Source organism: Sphingomonas floccifaciens, assembly GCF_042681125.1.
GTDB lineage: Bacteria > Pseudomonadota > Alphaproteobacteria > Sphingomonadales > Sphingomonadaceae > Sphingomonas > Sphingomonas floccifaciens.
This window is the reverse complement of sequence record NZ_JBHUFC010000016.1, coordinates 28,504-41,799: the sequence shown is the minus strand read 5'-3', so window position 1 is coordinate 41,799 and position 13,296 is coordinate 28,504. Positions and strand designations below refer to the sequence as shown.

The 13,296-nt window shown below is 66.7% G+C and carries 14 protein-coding genes; 8 read left to right on the top strand and 6 right to left on the bottom strand.

Going from position 1 to position 13,296, the window contains the following annotated elements; genetic code table 11:
• Positions 1–163: 163 nt before the first annotated feature.
• From ACFSC3_RS17095 to ACFSC3_RS17070, 6 genes are all read right to left on the bottom strand, one after another.
• On the bottom strand, positions 164–1,057 hold the full coding sequence (locus ACFSC3_RS17095; RefSeq protein ID WP_380941553.1) for a 3'-5' exonuclease: 894 nt from the start codon (positions 1,055–1,057) through the stop codon (positions 164–166).
• Positions 1,058–1,155: 98 nt separating this feature from the next.
• Positions 1,156–1,671 carry a hypothetical protein gene (locus ACFSC3_RS17090; RefSeq protein WP_380941552.1) on the bottom strand — a complete coding sequence of 172 codons (516 nt, stop codon included), beginning with the start codon at positions 1,669–1,671 and terminating at the stop codon, positions 1,156–1,158.
• Between the two features lie 236 nt (positions 1,672–1,907).
• Complete coding sequence (locus tag ACFSC3_RS17085) at positions 1,908–2,801, bottom strand: replication initiator protein A (RefSeq protein ID WP_380941551.1); 894 nt, start codon at positions 2,799–2,801, stop codon at positions 1,908–1,910.
• Positions 2,802–2,982: 181 nt separating this feature from the next.
• Positions 2,983–4,329 (bottom strand): plasmid replication protein RepC, encoded by a 1,347-nt coding sequence (gene repC, locus ACFSC3_RS17080; protein ID WP_380941550.1) that lies wholly within the window; start codon positions 4,327–4,329, stop codon positions 2,983–2,985.
• A gap of 606 nt (positions 4,330–4,935) precedes the next feature.
• Positions 4,936–5,514, bottom strand: a complete 579-nt coding sequence (locus tag ACFSC3_RS17075) for a response regulator transcription factor (protein WP_380941549.1) — start codon at positions 5,512–5,514, stop codon at positions 4,936–4,938.
• Positions 5,511–7,121 carry a sensor histidine kinase gene (locus ACFSC3_RS17070; RefSeq protein ID WP_380941548.1) on the bottom strand — a complete coding sequence of 537 codons (1,611 nt, stop codon included), beginning with the start codon at positions 7,119–7,121 and terminating at the stop codon, positions 5,511–5,513. The genes ACFSC3_RS17075 and ACFSC3_RS17070 overlap by 4 nt, the downstream gene beginning before the upstream one ends.
• A gap of 201 nt (positions 7,122–7,322) precedes the next feature.
• On the opposite strand from ACFSC3_RS17070, the gene ACFSC3_RS17065 reads away from it, so the two are divergent.
• From ACFSC3_RS17065 to csgH, 8 genes are all read left to right on the top strand, one after another.
• Positions 7,323–8,213: a CsgG/HfaB family protein gene (locus tag ACFSC3_RS17065; protein ID WP_380941547.1), complete on the top strand. Its 891-nt coding sequence runs from the start codon at positions 7,323–7,325 to the stop codon at positions 8,211–8,213.
• Positions 8,210–8,998: a hypothetical protein gene (locus tag ACFSC3_RS17060; protein ID WP_380941546.1), complete on the top strand. Its 789-nt coding sequence runs from the start codon at positions 8,210–8,212 to the stop codon at positions 8,996–8,998. The genes ACFSC3_RS17065 and ACFSC3_RS17060 overlap by 4 nt, the downstream gene beginning before the upstream one ends.
• The gene (locus ACFSC3_RS17055) at positions 8,995–9,948 is read left to right on the top strand and encodes a lysozyme inhibitor LprI family protein (protein WP_380941545.1); all 954 of its coding nucleotides are present in this window, start codon (positions 8,995–8,997) and stop codon (positions 9,946–9,948) included. Before ACFSC3_RS17060 ends, ACFSC3_RS17055 begins: the two co-directional genes overlap by 4 nt.
• Positions 9,949–10,099: 151 nt before the next feature.
• Positions 10,100–10,387, top strand: coding sequence for a WGR domain-containing protein (locus ACFSC3_RS17050; protein WP_380941544.1), 288 nt, complete (start codon positions 10,100–10,102; stop codon positions 10,385–10,387).
• Positions 10,388–10,787: 400 nt separating this feature from the next.
• On the top strand, positions 10,788–11,375 hold the full coding sequence (locus tag ACFSC3_RS17045) for a helix-turn-helix transcriptional regulator (RefSeq protein WP_380941543.1): 588 nt from the start codon (positions 10,788–10,790) through the stop codon (positions 11,373–11,375).
• A 141-nt stretch (positions 11,376–11,516) separates the two neighbouring features.
• Positions 11,517–12,032, top strand: coding sequence for a hypothetical protein (locus ACFSC3_RS17040; RefSeq protein ID WP_380941542.1), 516 nt, complete (start codon positions 11,517–11,519; stop codon positions 12,030–12,032).
• Positions 12,033–12,037: 5 nt separating this feature from the next.
• A complete protein-coding gene (locus ACFSC3_RS17035; protein WP_380941541.1) occupies positions 12,038–12,745 on the top strand; it encodes a hypothetical protein in 708 nt (235 codons plus the stop codon).
• Positions 12,746–12,753: 8 nt separating this feature from the next.
• Complete coding sequence (gene csgH, locus ACFSC3_RS17030; protein WP_380941540.1) at positions 12,754–13,110, top strand: curli-like amyloid fiber formation chaperone CsgH; 357 nt, start codon at positions 12,754–12,756, stop codon at positions 13,108–13,110.
• Positions 13,111–13,296 lie beyond the last annotated feature (186 nt).

Below are 13,296 nucleotides of genomic sequence, written 5' to 3'. Positions count from 1 at the left end.
AGGTCCGCAGCCGCGAGGGTGAAGCGGTGGACGATTTCGTCGGCGGATTGGTGCGTCATCTTCTGTCATCCTTCCTTTTTTTCCTCACTTCCCATGAGGGCAGTTCAGAAAAGGAACGTTGGAGAGCCCATCACTCGGTGCGAAGGCGAAGCGGCTTCTTGCGTCAGCGCCGGTAGCGGCCATGCCAGTCAATCCGTTCGACGACGGGCCGAACCGATGGCCCGAGCGAGCGGAGGAAGACGCTCTCGCCGGAGATCCGTTCGTTATCCCCGTCGATCCACCAGAGGCGACGCCGGGCATCCCAGCGGTATCCTGCACGCCTCAACACGTCCTTCATCGCCATCGGCGCATGGTGTGCGAACAATCGCCATGTCGGCCGGCGCGCACGCTCGACCAGATGCGCTGCGGTGGCACGGCCATCATCGGCGATCCGGGCCAACAGGCAGGCCAGAGCCCAGGCGTCGGCGCTGGCACGGTGCGCACCCGCCAGGAAATAGCCGGCCGAGGCGAGCAGATGCCCGAGTGCACGACCTTCCAGGCCCTGCCGCTTCCAGTCCATGTCACCCAGCGTACAGGCCCACGGAAGGTCGAGATCGCCGAAGCGCCGTGTGAGGAATCCGCGGTCGAACGCCGCATTGTGGCTGACGATGACGTCGACGCCCGCGATCGCTTGCGAAAACATCCTGTCGTCGAAACGCTGCCCCTGGAGTTCCGAAGCGGAAATCCCCGTCAGTTCCTCGATCTCGGGCGACAAGAGACCGCCCGGATCTTCCATCATCCCCAGCGGAGCCGATAGTTCGACGAGATTGCCATCCCCGTCGAGGCCCATCCGGACGACCGCAAGCTCGATCATCACATCGCTGTCGGGATCCAGTCCGGTCGTTTCCGCATCGACGACCGCCAACATCGTATGCGGCCCACCGGTCGGCGTGGGGTGCAGCCATATCTCGTGCCACCGCGGCAGGCGCCGCAGGACCCGGTAATCGGGGTACATGTCGAGATGGTCGACTAGGCTTTCGGCATGGCCATCGTCGAACCGGGCATGAAAATTCTGCATGATGTATCCCCTCACAAACTTCGAGACGGACAAGGGACCGGGGACGTAACCTGATGGATCATGGGCAGCGTGCCGCCCCGGATCCCTCCGGCGCGGCGCTATGCCCAGGTTGCAAGACTGGCATAGGTGACGGTTTCGAGTTGCTCGTGGGTCATTGCCCCGGCGGCACGATGCAGCCGTTGCCGAGCACGCTTCATGCCGGCCCCTAGTGCCCGCGTTGGTCGCGTCGGAAAGGAAATCAACGCCTTGCCATCCTGCGCGAAGCAGACGTTCACCCCGGGCGGCATGATCATCATCGGCCCACCGTCCCGCGGCGCCCAGAGGGCACAGCCGATCCAACGAAACACCGCCCCGAAACGGATGCAGAAGATGCTGATGTCGGTTGGGCCGAACCGCTCCCGCCCCTCGTCGAAAGCGAGATGGACAAGGTCCATGTCGCTGTCGACGGCCATCAGCGACACTTGGGCAAGCGTCGCCGGGGTCAGCGGCCGGCCGGCCAAGAAGACGGTCGACGGCGCATCCTGTGCGAACGCCGGATCGAGCGGATGCCGCAGCAGTTCCGCCGCAGCGAGCGTGAAGCGGTTGGCAATCTCGTCCGAAAGCTGCTGCGTCATGTCGTCATCCCTCCTTTTTCCTCACACCTCGCGAGGACACGTCGGAAGGATCCGGAATCAGCAATTAGGCGGCATAGGCGAATGGTCGGCGGGACGCTCCGGCTACCCCGCCAATGCGATCAACTGCGCCAGCGGTGCGGAGCGACGGGCGATCTTGCGGCGGATCCGGCTCCAGCTAGCGCCCAGCGTTACACCGGCCGCAGGTGGCGCGCCTCGATTCGTAGACGCAAAAGCTCCTACGCCACCGCCTGCAACGGCGCTGCGACCGCGCGTTGGCGCGGGCGCATGCGTACGGTCGTCGTCACCGACTTGCGCCGGCGGCCGATCGTGTCGGTGTGTTCGCCGCTTACGGTTTCGAGCAGGTCGACGTCATACTCAGGCAGGCGGTTCTCGCTCTCGATGGCCTTTACCAGCTGCTTCAGCCGCTTCACCGGTCCCATCGATCCGATCTTGCGATGAAGGTCCTCCAGCGTGATCTCGATCGAGCCGTTCTCGCAGTAGCAGTGCGCGATCTCGTACATCCGCCGCTCGATCGCGCTCAGCCGGAAATAATCATGGTGGTAATGGTAGATGCGCTGGTCGCGCTTGATCGCGCGGTAGAGCCAGTTGCACGGGCGTACGCGGACGTAGCGGAGCAGCTCGTCGCCGTTCGCCATCTTCTCGTACTCGACCTGGGCTTCCGACAGCCACGAAAACCATCCGCGGTCGATCTTCGAGCCGGTTTCGATATTCGTCTTGATCTGCGTGCCCTGAAGCCGCTCGAGCGCCTCGGCGAACCGTCGATAGTCGCGGGTCGACGGGCGCTGGACACCGGTGATGCGGAAGAAGTCGTGCGCGGCGAACGTCACTTCGGCGTCCGCATCCTGTCCCTCGGCGATCGCCTGGGCAACCAGGGACGCGACGTAGAGAAGGATTTCCTTGTCCCACATCGTCGCGACACCCGTCGCGCTCGGCCGGATCTGGATCGTCACGCCATCATGCTGATATTCGATCGGTTCGAGATGCGCGTTCTTCGACAGCGAGAAGAACGGGAAGTCCATGATGCTGCGCTCGCCACGGACCTTGCCGTGCAACGGGCTGTCCATGTCGAACAGCGAAATGCGCCGAGACTGGGCAGGGGACTTCGCCATCATCGCTCCATTACGAACCGTCTCCATCATAGCAGCTCTGCGCGGCTTGGCATCCACGTCGCCACATAGGGTAACTGAAAGCACGAGGATCGACCGATTTTATAAAAATTGGCGTCGCTTCCCTTTCCGGAGCGATTGATGACGGACGGGAGGTTCGTGCTTTCAGTTACCCTATCTCCATTCACAGTAATCGCCCCGATCCGGTGCCGCGAGCCAACCGCAATGCAGCGGCCGCGATCTGGCCGACGGCGCGCGGTTCGGCACCGGTCGCAAGCGAGCGCATGCCCTCGATCCTGCCGCTCTCCTTTAGACCGTGGAACGTTCGACCGAGGTTGAGCAGGCCGGCGGCGGCATGCCTGTTCATGCCGCGCAGATAAGCTCCGGGGCGATCGACGTCACCGCGCAAATGCTTGTGCGCCGTCGCCAGCACCGAAGCGGCCGCGCCCTTCTGTCCCATCAGCCGGCAGGCTTCCTGCCAGACGGTCCGGTGGATCGACGTCTGATCGACGATCCGCTCGGCCGTGGCGATGAGCGTCCCCCACGTCGGCCGCTCGGACAGGATGAACTCGGGCGTCACTGACGCGACGAAGTCCGGATCGACGCCGTATCGCGCCAGGTCGGCTTCGACCTCCGTCTGCGGCTCTTCATCCCGAACGTCGTATCCAGCCCCGCTACTCCTTTTCGGAAAGCCACTACTGTAATCTGCTTTAGCAGTTGAGGATTGGTTTGTAGTTGTAATGAGGGTGTCCTCAGAGTCGTCCGAGGGTGACTCTTTCCTTTCATATTGCGACGCGTTGCGGTCTTCCAGCGCAGCCGCAACCGCTCGCCCCAACGTCTCGGCCCGCCCCTCGATCTGCTCAACGCAGGCGCCTAGCAGCCCTTCGTCCCGCACCATTCGCATCTGCCGGGTCGCCATCAGGGCGATCTCGACGACGGTTTCTGCATCGATCCCGCCGATGCACTCGTCCTCGACCAATTGGGCGAGACTGCGGATGCGCCGCCGCGCGGCCGTCAGCCGCTTGCGCAGGACGTCGATCCGACCATCGGCAGCGCTGCCCTCGCTCGCTGTGCGAACAAACTCCTCATAGCGCGCGCCGAGCGGGCTGAGATCGATGCCATAGGCATAGATCAGCCGCCCGTCCTTGCCACGCGCGCCGATGCGATTGCCGTTGGCGCTGTCGCGGTGGGTGATAAGCCCGTAGCGGGTCGCGCTGGTCAGCATCTTCTGCAACTGCCGCACACCGATGCCGAGCTTGCCGGCAAGCGTCTCGTTCGACGGGAACACGATCGGTCGCTGTCCATCGATCCAATCGACGGCACGCGACCAGCTCATCAGCGTGTCGATCGCATGCACGAGGCGCGGGGGAATGCCGAGATAGGGGGCCGCGCGCTTGAACATGGTGAGGACCTGACGGTGCGTCACGTCCTGCGGCAGGCCGGTGAAGCTGCGGGCAAGCTGGTCGGTCGCGGCCGATCGTTCGTCGAGCCGGCGGTGGCCGGCCCCCGGCGCATAGGCGTGAGTCATCATTCGGCAAAATCCCCCCCGGGGGATTCCGTGCGGACGCAGACATCCGTGGCGCGAAACACGCGCTCTGCTTGCTACGTGACTGGAATTCGGCTAGAGGATCGTTGCTATACGGCCTCTATCGAGAGTCCTGAAAAGCCCGGCCTGGTGTCGGGCTTTTCCTTTATGCACGGCATCCCCTGTTCGCAGTGTCCCGCAGTCGGTCGACGGCGAGGCGGCATTCACCGGGCATTCCCGGTAAGCGGCGGCGGCAGCGTAGGCGGCAGATGCATCCAGAGTCCCGCTTCGTGACACGTGCTTTCCGTTACCGTGTGCGGGAAATTCTCGTGCTTTCAGTTTCTCTGTGGTCATGCGGAGCCCATCGGCGCCCGATCCCGGACATAGGGTAACCGAAAGCACGAGCCGACCGCGGGGAGCGCGCCTTTCGCCGCCGGGATGCGGCGAATCTCGTGCTTTCAGTTACCGTGTCTTTCCGTATCGGCAGGATACCCCGTCAAACCAGCGCTCTTCGACAGCTAGACGTGTCGACATAAGTCGTCGGCGCCTATCGACCGCCCTTGCTCGACAGTCCGCCGATTTACCAAGAACGACGCTCAGCCGACGCCTTATTTACCCCGCCAACGCAATCAACTGCGCCAACCCATTCGCGCCCGTCTTCGCGATCACTGCAGCGCGGTGGTCTTCGATCGTCTTGGGCGACAGGCCCAACCGGTCGGCGACCACCTTGTTCGGGTGCCCCTGAACCAGCAGGTCGAACACCTGGCGTTCGCGCGGGGTCAGCGTTGCGGTGCGGCGGGCGACGTCGCGGCGGGTGTGGCTCCAGGCGGCGCCTTCGTGGATTGCGGCAAGCAGGCGGGCTTCGTCGATCGGCTTTTCGAGATAGTCGAGCCCGCCGTAGCGCCGCACCGAGTCCACCGCATTCGCGGTCGTCGGCCAGGCGGTCATGAAGATGATCGCGACGGCGGGATCGAGCGCGCGGATGCGGTCGGCGAAGGCGAAGCCGTCGATGTCGCCCATCATCACGTCGGTGACGATACACTGCGCCATGCCGGCTTCGTACACGTCGATGACCATGGCGGGGTCGAGGAACGGTTCGGCCGCGACCCCGTTTCGCCGCAGCAGCCGCGCGACGCTGGCGCCGAGATCACGGTCGTCGTCGACCACGAAGACGGATGTGGCGTCGGTCATGCGATCTCTTCCATCAGGGGCAGGGTGATTTCGGCGCGGACCACGCCCGACGTGTCGACATGTCGGGCAAGCGTGCCGCCATGCGCCTCGACGATCGCGCGCGCGACCAGCGTGCCGACCCCCATGCCGGGTTGCGGCGCGACGTCGGGGGCGCAGCGGTTGACGACGACCAGCATCGCGGCGCCGGCGTCGCACCGGCTCTCGAGCATGACGTCGCCGCCCCGGGCACAGGCCTGGACGGCGTTGCGCACCAGGTTGACGACGGCCTGCGCCAGTTCGACCTCCTGCCCCAGCACGACGGCATCGGCGGGGACGGGGTCGACCCGCAGCGTCACGCCGGCCGCCACCGTCTCGGGCCGGGCGAGCGCCGTGACGGTGTCGATCAGCGCGCTCAGCGGCAGCGGGGTCGGTTCGTCGACCGCACGCCCGCCATAGCGGCGCAGCCGGCGGACCAGTGTCGAGAGATGCCCGGCCTTGCGGTCGATCAGCGCCACGGTCTCGGCGATGTCGTCGTCGGTGCCCGCGGTCAGCGTGCGCAGGTGGCGCGCCTCGATCGCCAGCGTGGACAGCGGCTGCGAGATTTCGTGGATCACCGCGACCGACATCGCGCGCAGCGTCTTCAGCCGGTCGGCCTGGAACAGCAACCGGTCGCGCCGGCTGAGGTCGGCGCGCGCCCGCACCGCGGCATCGGCGAAACTGCCGGCGAGATAGCCGACCGCGACGATCGTCGCGAGGCCGAGGTGGAACTGCAACCGCTCGGGCGTCGGCATTGCGCCCGCGGTGAGCGGCAGGAGCACCGCGGCGACCAGCAACACCGCGGCAAGCGCGCCGGACTGGCCGAGCCGCAGCCCAAGCCAGGCGATCGCGACCGCGATCGGCGCCGGCTGCAGCCCGAGCCCGACCCAGGCGAGCGCACCCGACACGCCGGCGCCGGTCGCGAAGACCAGGCTCGCCTCGACGATCGTCGCCAGCGGCGGGGCAGGCGCGGGGGCCGCGGTCGGGTGGCCGCGCAGCCGGTCGACGGCCCATAACAGCGGCGGCGCCACGAGCACGACGCCCAGCAGGTCGCCGACGGCAAAGGCACTGAGCGACAGGATGATCTCGCGCGCGTCGGCCACACCGGTCAGCTCGGGGCGCCAGAACGCCTGCGGCCCGGCAGCGAGCGCGGCGGCAAGCGGTGCCAGGACGCTCGCCAGCGCGAACGGCATCGGCGCGGTGGCCAGCGCACTGCCCGGCTGCGCATCGCGGCTAAGCCTGCGGACCAGCGCTACGACCACGCCGTACGCGATGACCGGCCGGACGACCCCGGTGATCGCATGGCCCCAGCTTTCGGACGTCAGCACCGCCGCGCCGGTCACCAGGTCGATCCCCAGTTCGATCAGCGCGACCGCCAACGTCAGCCGCGCACCCATCCGCCACAGCAGCGCAAGCCGCAGCCCGGCGACGGGAAACCACAGCGAATAATAGCCGCTGCCGCCCCAGGCGAACGCCAGTTGATGCGCGAGCACGAAGCCGAACGCATAGAGCGCGAGCACGGGCAGATCGTCCGGACGCGGCACGAGCCGGCGGAGCGAGAGAGCAGGGGAGGCGGGGAGCGTAGACAGCACGTGCCCTTCCTGCGGCAGCGTCTGCGCCCATGCCACCCGGATATTTCCCGGATGCGCCAAAGCCTTGGTCCGGGAATCTCCCGGATTCCGAAACCGTACCGCTCCCGTCATGATCCGTGTCGACTGCCGGGGTGGGGCACATGCCCGGCAGCCGCCCGACCTCCCGTCGGGTGGATGTGACAACCAAGGGACACGACCAACATGAAGACGATGCTGGCATGGGCGGCGCTCGCCCTGACGGGTGGACTGGTTCCGGGCGTGGCGGCGGCGCAGAGCGCCAAGCCGGTCGTCGCGGTGGTCCGGATCGACGACCTGACCCGCAGCGGCCAGGCGCAGAACCTGACCGCGATGATCGAAAGCGCGATCGCCGGCACCGGGCGCTTCCGCCTGATGGAGCGCGAGCGCATGGGCCAGCTGACCGGCGAACAGGCGCGCGCCCGCGGCGGGATGGTCACCACCAACACACCCGGCCGCGTCGGCGGGTTCGAAGGTGTCGATTACCTCGTCTACGGCACGATCACCTCGTTGTCGGCGAAATCGGGGGCGGATGCCGCGGGCAACCTGCTCCACGGCCTGCTCGGCAACAAGAACGCCGGGTGCAACGAACGCGCGACGACGCTGGCGCTCGACATCAAGATCACCGACACCGACACGGGCGAGATCCGCTATGTGACGCGGCTCGACGAAACGCAGACGACCAGCGCCTGCGGATCGGCCGCGCAGACCGATGCGACCGCGCTGCTGCGCACGGCGGCGGAAAAGATCGCGACCGGCCTCGTCACCAAGATCTGGCCGATGCAGGTCGCCGCGGTCGGCGCCGATGGCAGCGTCGTGCTGAACTACGGCGAAGGCACGGTCGCCGCCGGCCAGATGATGATGCTCTACGCCAAGGGGCAGGAGATCCGCGACCCCGCCACCGGCGACGTGCTCGACGTCGAGACGACGCCGCTCGGCCTGGTCAAGGTCGCCGCGGTCAACGGGCGCACGTCGCGCGCGCAGCCGGCCTCCGCCTTTGCCGCGGGCATTCCGGTCGGCGCACTCGCGCGTCTCGCTTCGAAGGAGGAAATCCGCGCGATGGGTCGCCGCAAGTGATCCGTCCCACGGCGCTGATGCTGGCGCTGACCACCCTGTCGATTCCCGCCGGCGCGCAGCCGGTGGGGGACGCGCGGAGGCAGGCGGTGGTGAAGGTCGCGCTGGTCGATGCCGATGCCATGCCCGACTTTCGCGACCGGCTGATGTCGGCGCTGCTGGAGGGGGGCGTGCGGCTGTCGACGACCAGCGACGGTCGCGACGTGCCGGCGCCGACGCTGATCGTGTCGGCGCGCGTGCAGCCCGGCGGAATGACCGCCAGCGTGACTGGCGGGTCGGGATACTGTGTGGGCGGCACGCGGCTGTCGGCCACCGTCGACCTGCGCGTGCGTGACGCGGCGAGCGGCGCGGTGGCCTGGGGCGGGGTGGTCCCGGCCAGCGTCACCGTCGGCAGCGACGTCGTCGCCGGGCGGCGGGTGGGTGCGGACGACTGCGGCAGCATGACGCCCGCGTCCGCCGACTATCGCCGGCTGACGACGACGCTCGCGCTGGCGACCGCACGCCGCATCGCCTTCCAGATCGCACCGCTGCGCGTCGCCGCGGTCGATGGGCGCAGCCTAGTGCTGGACCGCGGGGCGCCGCTCGTGCCTTTGGGCGCGATGGTCCAGGTGGCCGGCATCGGCGGCGCACCCGTCCTCTACCGCGTCACCGCCGCGACCCCGGCGAGCGCGACCGCCACGCCCTATGGCGCCCCGGCCGCGATCGCGCCCGGCGCCATCGCCCGTATCCTCGAAAACGACGATCCCGCCGCCGCTGCGCGGCGCTTCGAAAAGGTGGACCTGCCATGATCCGAACCCTTGCCCTGGCCGTTCCGGCCCTGATCGCCCTGTCGGGCTGCGGCCCGCTGTCACCGGTCGGTTGTTCGAACGACATCGCCCAGTCGACGCTCGTTTCCGTCATTCGGGATGCAGTGGAAGCCGGCATCGCCGACGAGCTCCGCGAAGCAGGCGGCGGCCGTGCGATCAGCCGTTCGAGCATCCGCGCCGCGCTCGCCGATGTCGTCATCAAGCTCGACGACATCCGCACTGCCAAGGAGGATCCCAATTCCTCGCGCCGCTTCTGCACCGCGACGCTGGCGATGCGGTTCCCGGGCGACACCGTCGCCGATGCCGACGCTGCCCGCCGTGCAGTGGGCGAGACGAGCGTTGCCGACCTGGCCGCCAACAACGACGTCGAACGCGCCGCCGACCGCTACTCGGCCGATATCGAATTCAACGTGCAGCCGACCGACGACGGCGAGAAAGTGTTCGCCGAAACCGATCGCGGTACCGCGATGATCCAGTTCGCCAAGGAAGTGGTCGGCGCGAGCCTGCTGCGCAGCAAGCTGGAAACCGCCAAGCGTGCCGCCGACCAGGCCGTCGCCGACCAGACCGCCGCCGAAACCGCAGCGCTCACCGAACAGCGCACCGCGGCACTGGAATCGGCAAAGGTCGACAATCAGCTCGCCTGGCAGACGATCCGTGCGACCTGGGGCACGCTCGACAAGGCGACGCGCACGCAGTTGCAACCCGTGCAGACCGCCTGGACCCGCAAGACCGACGCCGACTGCCGCGTCGAGGCGGCCGCCGCCGCGATCGACCCGAGCGAACGCGAAGCCGCGCACCTCAGCTGCAGCACGCGGATGGTTCAGGAACGGATCAGATGGCTGAACGGCATGCGCCGCGACGATCCCACCGCGACGACCACCCAGGCGGTCGCGGTCCGCGAACCGGTGCCCACGCCAGCGGACGATCTGTAAGGGAGAGGGGGCAGAAAAATCCCCAAACTCGTCGTCATGTCGGCTTGTCGACATGACGACGGGGCAACTGATCGACATGATGAATCACAGACATCCGACTGATTCAGACAAGTCGTAGGACGGCGATTCCGCGCGGCCGTAGACCTTGGCCATGGACACGCTGCCTCCCGCCCCGATCGAGCTCGTCGCGGTCGATCGGACCCGCAACATCCACCGCCGCTGGTCGCTGGTTGCTGGCCGCGACTTGTTCGGCCGGGTGGTGGTCGAAACCGACTGGGGCCGGATCGGTCGGCGCGGGCAGCAACTGGTGAAGAGCTTCGCCGACGAAGCCGCCGCGCTGCGCCACATCCGCATGTTGCTGGCGCGGCGGCGCAGTGCGGAGCGACGCCTGGGCGTGGGGTATGTCGCGCGCGAGGACATGGACGTGCGCGCCTGCTGACCGCCCTTACGTCGAGCAACGGCCGATCAAATCCGCATCTGGCCTCTGCTAGATCCTCGTAGAATGCCGAACGCCCAAGTCACAGCGATGCCTTTGCACACTATCCAAAGCTCGCTTTTCGGTGTGGCCGCTATCCTGTAATGTTGATCTTAATCAGTAGATAGATTTTTACAATTTGACTGCTACAGCTTAGCAAGTTCTAGCATACGATTTTTACAAAATCGGCAGAATTCCTTATATATTCGATGGTCTGGTGCCACCCGCGCCCATACATCTGTCCCGGACTCCGGATTGACAAGCGACATATTCCGGGAAAATATATTTAGCTTGGCATTTAGCATGTCGATTGTCGCATCCGATCTTCGTGGGGACGAGGTCGATGCGGTGGAGAGGGCAGGCCATGCAGGCCGACACGAGTGACTTTGAATTGACGACGTTGGGGGAGATTGCATTTGCCTGGCTTGCGGCCGACCATCGTCCAAGGATGATCGTCCGGCCCGACGGGACGGTGCTATGGGCGAACGCGGGCGCCCATCGTCTGTTTCGGGAGTGTTCGGGAATGAGCGTCGCGCACGACGTCATCCATCTGACCGATCCCGACCATGACGCCAGCTTCCACGGCTTCCTGCGAAGCGTGACGACGACCGAGTCGCACACGATGGCGCTGAAGTTCGAAGGTGAGGCAAGCTTCTGCGTATTCCGAGGGCATCGCATCCCCGGGATAGACGGTTGCTGCATCGATGTCCGCTTCTCGAGTACCAGCCATCCGCCAAGTCTGCTCGGCTTCGACCATGTCTTCGGCCTGACCGCCAGCGAGGCGCGGACGGCGATCGCTCTATATGGCGGGCAAAGCGCCCGCGAAGTTGCCGACGAACAAAGTATCTCGATCGATACCGTTCGCAGCCACATCCGCCAGATCTACTCCAAGATTGGCGTTTCCGGCCGCGAACAATTGTTTCGGCAGCTGGACGCGTTCCGCGCCGATTAATTTTCGTAGCTTTTGAAAACCTAAAAAGTTTTTCTGCGGCGAAAGCTGGTCGAAATCTACCAGACAGGCCGATTGTTACGGAACCGTCGCATTGTCTCAATCTGAAACGATCCACAACTAATCGCCCGGACGGCCGCGAACGTGGTCGACCGCCACGTCTACATCACCCAGATCGGCTCGGGAAACCGCGCGACCGCGACCCAGACCGCGCCCAATGCCTATGCCTCGGTCCATCAGGATGGCACCAGCAACGTCGCGACCGTAAAGCAGAGCGGCGTCGCCATCGCCTATGCCGATATCTGCCAGCTCGAAACCGCCAATTCGGCGGAGGTCACCCAGGGCGGCGTCACCGCCGGCAACATGCTGCGCGCCACCCAGTCGGGCAACGCCAACACGATCAGCAGCAGCCAGACGGCGACGACCGGCGAAAACGGCGCGATCCTGTATCAGCAGGGGGCCGCGAACCGGATGACGCTCACCCAGACCGGTGGCGACAATCTCGCCAACCTCAGCCAGACCGGCGACAACAACACGATGACCGCGAGCCAGAGCGGCTCGGGCAACCGGCTCGTCTGGGCGCAGCAGGGCGATGGCCTGTCGAACCTTGCCATCAGCCAGAGCGGGGGCCAGTCTGTGATGATCACGCAGAAGAAGTGAGTGCGATGCTGATCGTCCTGTCCCTGGCGCTGGCCCTTCACCCGCAGACCGCGCCGCGACAGGACACGGTGACGCCCCCCGGCGGACAGGTGGGGGCAGGATATACCGACGTCGATGCCACCCAGATTACCGCGACACGCCGGACCGACACGGTCGACCAGCTGTCCCGCACCCCCGACCAGCGGCCCGCGGCGGTGCAGGTCGCCCCGCGCGAGATCGCGACGCCGCAGCCGCAACTCACCCGCGAACGGCGCGGATCGTCGGGGTCGCCGCAACTCGGCCCCGCGACGCGGTCGGCCGCCGCCCCGCCGTCGAGTGCCACCCGCGCCGACGGGCGTCGCACCGAAGTGGTCCGCGTCGGCGGCCGCGACCGCTGCGCCTCGGCCGATACGCCCGACCCGCGCTGCGCCGCGGTGATCGAGACCCGCGCGGCCGAATTCTCGGCGCCGCGCGCGCCGGTGCTCTCCCCCGAACAGCGCCTGTTGCTCGACCAGGACCGCGGCGAAGCGCGCAGCGTCCGCGCCGCCGCGCAGCGCGCGGCCCGCAACGACATCGATCCCAACGCGCTCGACACGCAGGCACTCGCCGCGATCAGCCTCGCCACACCGCCCGAACCGACGCCCCCGCCGACCACCGATCCAGCGGCGGCCGCAACCAGCGACCTGGTGAGCCAGATCGTCGAAGCGGTCCAGTCGATGTCACCGAAATTCTAGAGGATGACATGCGCAGTCTCGTCTTCGCCGCAACCCTCGCGGCCCTTGCAGGAGCCCCGGTGATGGCCAGCGATACGCCGAAACCCGTCCATCTGACGGTGCAGGAAAGCCCCGACGGCGTCGACCTCGTCGTGACCGGCGCACCCGGCACGCCGCAGGACGCGCGCTTCGACCTGGAAGTCGAAAGCAAGGGCGCCGGCGGCACCACCCGAACGGTGCAATCGGGCACCAACCGCGCAGGCGGGGTAGGGGGCGTGCTGCTCCGCTCGACGATCCGCACCAGCGGCCTCAACCAATGGACCGCCCACCTACGCGTCCACGCCGATGGCGGCGAGTATAGCGAGACGCGCTCCAGCGGGGGGTGAGGCGGGGCGGATCCCGCCCGAGCCTCAATGCACAGCCTTGTCTATGTGTCGACACGACGACACGTATAATAGTAGTATATTCTGGTATGAGGATGCTGTAGCGACGAGATTGTCACGGGTGGTGACAAGCACGCGGTCGCGAACATCGCCGGCGACACAGCGGCGGCGTCACCAAAAGTCAGCTAC

What these genes read in the sequence shown, in the direction of transcription:
- ACFSC3_RS17085 (WP_380941551.1), bottom strand. Translation starts at nt 2,801, where the DNA reads ATGGCGAAGTCCCCTGCCCAGTCTCGGCGCATTTCGCTGTTCGACATG.
- ACFSC3_RS17035 (WP_380941541.1), top strand. Translation starts at nt 12,038, where the DNA reads ATGCTGATCGTCCTGTCCCTGGCGCTGGCCCTTCACCCGCAGACCGCG.
- ACFSC3_RS17050 (WP_380941544.1), top strand. Translation starts at nt 10,100, where the DNA reads ATGGACACGCTGCCTCCCGCCCCGATCGAGCTCGTCGCGGTCGATCGG.
- ACFSC3_RS17075 (WP_380941549.1), bottom strand. Translation starts at nt 5,514, where the DNA reads ATGACCGACGCCACATCCGTCTTCGTGGTCGACGACGACCGTGATCTC.
- ACFSC3_RS17045 (WP_380941543.1), top strand. Translation starts at nt 10,788, where the DNA reads ATGCAGGCCGACACGAGTGACTTTGAATTGACGACGTTGGGGGAGATT.
- ACFSC3_RS17065 (WP_380941547.1), top strand. Translation starts at nt 7,323, where the DNA reads ATGAAGACGATGCTGGCATGGGCGGCGCTCGCCCTGACGGGTGGACTG.
- ACFSC3_RS17090 (WP_380941552.1), bottom strand. Translation starts at nt 1,671, where the DNA reads ATGACGCAGCAGCTTTCGGACGAGATTGCCAACCGCTTCACGCTCGCT.
- ACFSC3_RS17095 (WP_380941553.1), bottom strand. Translation starts at nt 1,057, where the DNA reads ATGCAGAATTTTCATGCCCGGTTCGACGATGGCCATGCCGAAAGCCTA.
- csgH (WP_380941540.1), top strand. Translation starts at nt 12,754, where the DNA reads ATGCGCAGTCTCGTCTTCGCCGCAACCCTCGCGGCCCTTGCAGGAGCC.
- ACFSC3_RS17055 (WP_380941545.1), top strand. Translation starts at nt 8,995, where the DNA reads ATGATCCGAACCCTTGCCCTGGCCGTTCCGGCCCTGATCGCCCTGTCG.
- repC (WP_380941550.1), bottom strand. Translation starts at nt 4,329, where the DNA reads ATGATGACTCACGCCTATGCGCCGGGGGCCGGCCACCGCCGGCTCGAC.